Below are 6,885 nucleotides of genomic sequence, written 5' to 3' on the forward strand. Positions count from 1 at the left end.
TTGACGCTCTCCTCAGTTGGCGCGGTGGGGGCCGCCCGCGAAGGGCAGCGCGGCGATCCGGTCCACTGCCCCCGCGAGGGCACTCGGCGGCAGCAGTCCGGGGCCCCGGCTGCGCACGAAGTCCGCGAAGGCCTCCGCGGTCGTGTACTTCGGTCTGAAGCCCAGTGTCTCGCGCATCTGCCGGGTGGCCACGACCCTGCCATGGGTGAGCAGCCGGATCTGCTCCGGCGAGAAGTCGGTCATGCCGACCGTGCGCAGCGCGGTGCCGACCCAGGTGACGGCCGGCAGGAACACCGGCACGGTGGGCCGGCCGAGCCGCCGGGAGCACTGCGAGAGCAGCAGCTGGCCGTCGCCCGCGATGTTGAACGTGCCGCTGTTGAGCGTTCCGCGCCGCGGTTCGTGCGAGGCGAGGCGCAGCACCTCGACCGCGTCGTCCTCGTGCACGAACTGCAGGCGCGGGTCGTAGCCGAACACGGTCGGCAGGACGGGCAGCGAGAAGTACTCGGCGAGCGGGGAGTCGGCAGCGGGACCCAGGATGTTCGCGAAGCGCAGCACGCACACCGCCACATCGGGGCGCCGCCGGGCGAAGCCCCGCACGTAGCCCTCGACCTCGACGGTGTCCTTGGCGAAGCCGCCGCTGGGCAGGGCCTTGGGGGGCGTCGTCTCGGTGAAGACGGCCGGGTCCTTGGGCGCGGAGCCGTACACGCTCGTACTGGACTTCACCACGAGCCGCTTGACCGTGGGCGACTTCTGGCAGGCACCGAGGAGCTGCATGGTGCCGATGACGTTGGTCTCCTTGACCGAGCCCCGGCCGCCCCGGCCGAGCGCGGTGGCGGTGACGTCCATGTGGACGACCGTGTCCACGTCGTACTCGGCGAGCACCTTGGCGATCGCGGGCTGCCTGATGTCGGCCCGGACGAAGTCGGCGCCGCCCAGATGGTGCTCGGGCTCCAGCGCGTCGACGGCGATCACCCGGTCGACCTCGGGATCGCGCTGGACGCGCCGGACGAACCGTCCGCCCAGCTGCCGGGCCACTCCGGTCACGAGCACGACCTTGCCCAAGATCAGCGCCTGCCTTTCCCCACCCTCGCCGCACACCGTCGACATGTGTCCCGGCCCACGCTAGCGGGTCGATGTTTCGCTGTGACGACCGCGCGCCGCGGTAAGTGACGACGGACACACGGCTACGTACGGACCAAGTCCCCGCGCCTCAATCACCGCGCCGACGGGCCCCGGACATGCCGAAGCCCCCCCGCCGGTGGCGGGAGGGCTTCGAAACCGCGGTACAGCGATCGCCTACTTCTTGTTGCGACGCTGAACGCGAGTGCGCTTCAGCAGCTTGCGGTGCTTCTTCTTGGCCATCCGCTTACGCCGCTTCTTGATAACAGAGCCCACGACTACCCTCGCTCACTTCTCTTCACTCGGTGCGGGGCAGCAGACTGGGCCCACACGACCTACGTCGGCCTAGCCTACCCGTCCCGGCGTGAGGGACGTAATCGAGGGCCAATGGATCCTCGCGGACCGGGTGGCGGGGGCCCGCGGGCCCCCGCGCTCAGCCTGCCTCGACCCCCACATACGACTCGCGGAGGTACTCGTGAACCGCCTGTTCCGGAACCCGGAAGGACCTTCCGACCCGGATGGCGGGCAGATGACCGCTGTGCACCAGGCGGTACACGGTCATCTTGGACACTCGCATCACCGAGGCGACTTCCGCCACGGTCAGAAACTGAACCTCGTTCAGCGGCCTCTGGTTCTCAGCCATGACACCCCACCTGAACCTTCCGCACATGACGGGCACCGGCTTCCCCTTCCGGTGACTCTTCGTCGCTGCGCGCTCACTCCCCAGACTAGGGGCGGATGATGCGAGTGGGGAAGAGGAGCAGCCATCGGCCGCCTACTGTGACAGACACGCTCGATTGAGTACATAGCGAGTAAGCGGTCGGTAGTAATCAGACCGCACAGCGTCATCAAGCGGAACGACGACGGACACCAGCCCCTCGGCCTGCCCGACGAACGGGGCGGGGTCATCCGTATCGGCGAGACCGATCGTCTCGAACCCCAGCTGACCTGCCCCGCAGACCCACCCGTGGTCTCCGACGACCAGCTCGGGGAAGGGCCCGCCGGCCTGGGCGGCGGCCTCCAGGGCGGCCCGAACCGGGAGTGGTGAGTGGGTGTGTGCGCCGGTCGCACTCCCGGTGGGACGCGCGCCGGGTTCGCGCACCAGCGCGACGCCTTGTACGTAGTCAAGGTTGTACGTACGTAGCCCGAACCGGGTCGTTATGTCGACACTGTGACCCTGCGCGGGGGTGAGGACAGTGCATCCCGCCGCCGACAGGGCCTCGGCCAACGTGGCGTAGAAGCCCAGCAGCCGCTGCGGGTGCCCGGTTCCGAACAGTACGGGAAGCCGCCTTCGCGCCGCGTCCGAGAGGCGTTCGGCGAACGCGTCGAGTGCCCTCAGTGTCCGCTCCGGGTCGATGACGTCCGCTCCCGTGGTGTGCCGCGGGTCGGCGGACACCCCGCACCTGTCGGCCATCAGGCGCAGCAGGTCGCCGAGGCCCCAGCTCCGCTCGGGGTCGAGCCCGAGCAGCACCCGGGGGTCCCTCGCCGCGAAGAGCCGATAGCTGCGCAGGCTCTCCTCCCGGGAGGTGGCCACGGGCCCGGCCAGCCGAGCCGCCAACAGGTGCGCGCGCAGGGCGCCGGTGGTCAACACGCGTCGATGCTGTCGCATCGGTCGCCCGGGGTCCCCAAAACCCCGGAAAACCCCCACAGTTGGGCTAACAGCGGCACAATGCGGGCGCGACCCGCTGGGCGGGGGGCCTAGGCCAGCAGCCCCCGCAGCGGAAACGCCGCCCGCCGGGCCGCCAGGACGGCCTGGTCGAGGCGGTCGGCCGGGTCGTACCCCGCCTCCCACTCCTGCCACCGCACGGGCCACCGCCCGTCCGTCATCCGCCCCGGCGCCAACTGCCGTGTGCGGGCGAACACTTCCTGCCGCCAGCTCTCCGGGATCACCGCCGCCGGCTCGACGGGCCGTCCCGCGGCGATGCCGACGAGGTGCGTCCAGGAGCGCGGCACCACGTCCACCACCGCGTATCCCCCGCCGCCCAGGGCGACCCACCGCCCCTGCGCGTACTCGTGCGCCAGCTCGTGGCAGGCCACCTGCACCGCCCGCTGTGCGTCCAGGGAAACGGCCAGGTGCGCCAGGGGGTCCTCGAAGTGGGTGTCCGCCCCGTGCTGGGTCACGAGCACCTGCGGCCGGAACTGGGCGAGCAGCTCGGGCACCACGGCGTGGAAGGCCCGCACCCATCCCGCGTCGCCGGTGCCGGCCGGCAGCGCCACGTTCACCGAGGAGCCCTCGGCCGCGCCCGCCGCGCCCGTCTCCTGCGGCCAGCCGGTCTGCGGGAAGAGGGTGCTGGGATGCTCGTGCAGCGAGATCGTCAGGACGCGCGGGTCCTCCCAGAACGCGGCCTGCACCCCGTCGCCGTGATGGACGTCGACGTCCACGTACGCGACCCGCTCGGCGCCCAGCTCCAGGAGCCGCGCGATGGCCAGCGCCGGGTCGTTGTAGACGCAGAATCCCGAGGCGCCCCCGGGCATGGCGTGGTGCAGCCCGCCGGAGAAGTTCACCGCGTGCAGGGCCTCGCCGCGCCACACCGCCTCGGCCGCTCCGACGGACAACCCGGCGATCAGCGCCGACGCCTCGTGCATCCCCGCGAAGGCCGGGTCGTCCTCCGTGCCGAGGCCGTACTCCCCGCGGGCGGACGCGGGGTCCGCCGAGGCCGCCTTGACCGCCGCCACGTAGTCCTCGCGGTGCACGAGCCGCAGCGTGGAGTCGCCGGCGCGCTTGGCCGTGACCACGTCCATTTCCCGGTCGAGCCCGAAGGCGCCGACCAGACTTCGGGTCAGGCCGAGCCGGACCGGGTCCATGGGGTGACCCGGTCCGAAGTCATAGCCCGTTACTGCCTCGTCCCACATCAGCTGTGCGCGGCCGCTCATGCCCGTCACCGTATCGGTCCGCTCCGGGGGCGAAGGAACGGGCGTACCCCGAGGTCATGAGCACCAACACCATCGGAACGAGCATCGCTCCACGGTAGTTCCACGCGTCCCCGAGCCCGCCCACCAACGGCGAACCGATCAAAAAGCCCACATAGTTGAAGACATTCAGCCGCGCGACGGCCGCGTCCGAGGCCCCGGGCCCATGGCTCTCGAAGGCGCGCCGGCCCGCCGCCGCGAAGGTCTGCGGCACGATCACGGACAGTCCCAGACCCAGCACCGTGAATCCGGCGATCCCCGCCCACGCCCCGGGCGCCGCCGCCACGACCGCGAAGCCCAGCGCGGCCACCACGGACCCGCCGCGCACCACGGCCACCGCCCCGAACCGCCGCACCCCCAGGTCCCCGAGCCCCCGCCCCAGCAGCGTCATGACCATGTAGGCGTTGTACGGGACCGTCGAGACCTCCTCCGAGCCCCCCAGCACGTCCTGCGCGTACTTGGCGCTCCAGTTGGAGACCGTCGAGTCCCCGATGTACGCGAAGGTCATCACCAGGCAGAGCGGAAGCAGCAGCTTGAACCCGACGGCCCCGCCCTTCCCGCCGCCACTGCTCGGAGCCCCCGCGTCGACGTACCACCGGCTCCCCACCAGAGCCGCCGGCAACAGCACCGCGGCGACCGGCAGATACGACACGAACAGCGCCAGCTCCCAGTGCGCCCCCGCCCACGCGAGCGAGGCCCCCACGATCCCGCCCAGGCTGTACGCGGCGTGGAAACCCAGCATGATGCTGCGTCCGTAGGCCTGTTGCAGGCTGACGCCCAGCATGTTCATCGACGCGTCGAGCGCCCCCACCGAGAGCCCGAACACCCCGAGCGCCACCGCCGCCTGCCACACCGCCTCACCGGCGCCGACACCGAGCAGCGACAGCAGCACCACCGGCTGGGACCACCTCAGCACCCGGCTCGGCGGCACCCTCTTGATCAGTCGCTCGGTGCCCACGCTGCCGGCACCGGCCAGGATCGGCACCGCCGCGAGGAAGACCGGCAACAGTCCGTCGGATATCCCGTACCGGTCCTGGATCGCCGGGATCCGCGTCACCAGCAGGGCGAAGGCCACTCCCTGCACCAGGAAGGCGAACGCCAGCGAGGCCCTGCCGCGCCGCAGCACATCAGTCATGGCTGGAGAGCGTAGGGCCCCGCACTACCCGGCGGTAGATGGATCACTCAGCTGATTCGAGCGCTCCCCGACGCGCTGTTCCGCTCCTGGGCGCGCTCGGTGACCAGCTGCTCCATGGGGCCGACGACGAGGGCGCCGGTGACCATGACGGTCAGCGTGATCGTCACCGCCGCGATCACCCCGCCCACCCACACCATGGTGTCGACGGGGAGCGTGTAGGCCCCGGCGACCCGCAGTGCGGCCTCTGCGAAGAGGGCCACGCCCCACATCACCGAGAACCTCCGCTCCAGCCGCGCGAACCGCCCCCGCCCGGCGCCCAGGTCGTCCCAGGCCGCGATCCGCGCCGCGTGCCCCTTGGTCACCCAGGGCCGCAGGGCGGCCGTCATCAGCGGCCTGCCCGCCCACACCGACACCAGGACGGCGAGCCCCACGGTGGCGGTGATGCCGCTGTCCTTGGCCAGCATGAGCCGCGCGTCGCCGGCGACGAGGGCGAGCAGCAGCCCGACGATGTTGGCGGTCAGGATCAGCGCGGCGAGCCCGTTCAGCCGCCGCTCCTTGACGAGCCCCCACGCGGTGCGCCCGGCCGGCAGCACACTGCTCCAGGCCAGCGCCGCCAGGGTGCTCGTCCCGAATCCCTTGCTGATGAGGTAGTACGCGGCGGTCGGCAGCAGCGCGTCGAGCACGAGGGGCTTCAGCGACTCGATGCGGGCCTTGCGTGCGTCGTCCGCGACGGCGGGGACCGGGGTGGCCGTAGCGCGGGCGGGGGCCTCTGCGGCGAGCTGGCTCATGGTCGGGTTCCTCCGTCGTGGCTGTGTGCGTCGCGTTTCTCCGTGACACCCACAGCTTCGCCGCCGGCCCCTGTCGCCCGACAGAAACGATCGTCCGGACCTGGGCGTGACAAATGTCAGTCCCGGGTCTGCTGACGTCAGGCCAGCAGCCGGGGCAAGTCCCGGAGGTCCGCGAGGAGTTCGGTGGCCCCCTCCAGCCGCTCGCCCGGTGTCATGGCGGTGAACCCGTACACGTCCATGCCCGCGGCCAGCGCGGCCCGCACCCCGAGGGGGCTGTCCTCCACGACGGCACACTTCGCGGGCGCCACGCCCATCCGTTCGGCCGCGTGCAGGAACAGATCGGGGGCCGGCTTCCCCCGGCCGACGTCCTGCGCGCTGAAGATCCGCTCTTCGTCGAACCAGGCGTCGAGCCCGGTCTTGCGGTGCCCGACCCGAATCCGCTCATGGCTTCCGGAGGACGCCAGACAGTAGGCCACCCCGTCTGCGGCCAGCTCCCGCAGCACGTCGACGGCCCCGTCCATCGGCTTCAGTTCCCGCTCGAACGCGGCGAAGACCCGCGCGTGGAACTCGTCGTCGAATGCTGCGGGAAGCCGCTGCCCACTCCGCTCGAGCACCAGATCGTGTACGCGGTGGACGGCGGCCCCCATGTAGTCGCGCAGGGAGTCCTCGTAGGAGGTGGGATGCCCCAGCTCGGTCAGGTAGCCGGCGAGGATCGTGTTGGAGATCGGCTCACTGTCCACGAGGACGCCGTCATTGTCGAAGATGACCAGGTCGTATCGCATACCTCGACCGTAAACGCAGAAAACCCCCGCACCATAATGGTGCGGGGGTTTCCCGTTCAAAATTAGTTCGGCGGCGTCCTACTCTCCCACAGGGTCCCCCCTGCAGTACCATCGGCGCTGTGAGGCTTAGCTTCCGGGTTCGGAATGTAAC

Annotated in this window: 8 protein-coding genes and 1 rRNA gene; all 9 read right to left on the reverse strand. The window is 71.1% G+C overall.

Translation table 11 applies throughout. The features are described from left to right. Nucleotides 1-12: 12 nt before the first annotated feature. Entirely contained in the window at nt 13-1,062 is a 1,050-nt protein-coding gene (locus ACZ5GP_RS26415) for an NAD-dependent epimerase/dehydratase family protein (RefSeq protein ID WP_468753177.1), read from the reverse strand. Nucleotides 1,063-1,296: 234 nt separating this feature from the next. Continuing rightward, a complete protein-coding gene (locus tag ACZ5GP_RS26420) occupies nt 1,297-1,395 on the reverse strand; it encodes a 30S ribosomal protein bS22 (protein ID WP_003948845.1) in 99 nt (32 codons plus the stop codon). Nucleotides 1,396-1,552: 157 nt separating this feature from the next. After that, nucleotides 1,553-1,762: a helix-turn-helix domain-containing protein gene (locus tag ACZ5GP_RS26425; protein WP_062770509.1), complete on the reverse strand. Its 210-nt coding sequence runs from the start codon at nt 1,760-1,762 to the stop codon at nt 1,553-1,555. A gap of 132 nt (nt 1,763-1,894) precedes the next feature. Then, a complete protein-coding gene (locus tag ACZ5GP_RS26430) occupies nt 1,895-2,710 on the reverse strand; it encodes a phosphatase (protein WP_468753153.1) in 816 nt (271 codons plus the stop codon). Between the two features lie 107 nt (nt 2,711-2,817). Further along, nucleotides 2,818-3,993: an acetoin utilization protein AcuC gene (locus ACZ5GP_RS26435; RefSeq protein WP_468753154.1), complete on the reverse strand. Its 1,176-nt coding sequence runs from the start codon at nt 3,991-3,993 to the stop codon at nt 2,818-2,820. After that, a complete protein-coding gene (locus ACZ5GP_RS26440; protein ID WP_468753155.1) occupies nt 3,944-5,164 on the reverse strand; it encodes an MFS transporter in 1,221 nt (406 codons plus the stop codon). Before ACZ5GP_RS26440 ends, ACZ5GP_RS26435 begins: the two co-directional genes overlap by 50 nt. Nucleotides 5,165-5,211: 47 nt before the next feature. Further along, on the reverse strand, nt 5,212-5,952 hold the full coding sequence (locus ACZ5GP_RS26445; RefSeq protein ID WP_468753156.1) for a VC0807 family protein: 741 nt from the start codon (nt 5,950-5,952) through the stop codon (nt 5,212-5,214). A 137-nt stretch (nt 5,953-6,089) separates the two neighbouring features. Further along, nucleotides 6,090-6,734, reverse strand: coding sequence for an HAD family hydrolase (locus ACZ5GP_RS26450; protein ID WP_468753157.1), 645 nt, complete (start codon nt 6,732-6,734; stop codon nt 6,090-6,092). A 65-nt stretch (nt 6,735-6,799) separates the two neighbouring features. Next, nucleotides 6,800-6,885, reverse strand: a 5S ribosomal RNA gene (rrf, locus tag ACZ5GP_RS26455); the annotation flags it as partial.

It is taken from the genome of Streptomyces sp. NPDC031466 (assembly GCF_055581265.1).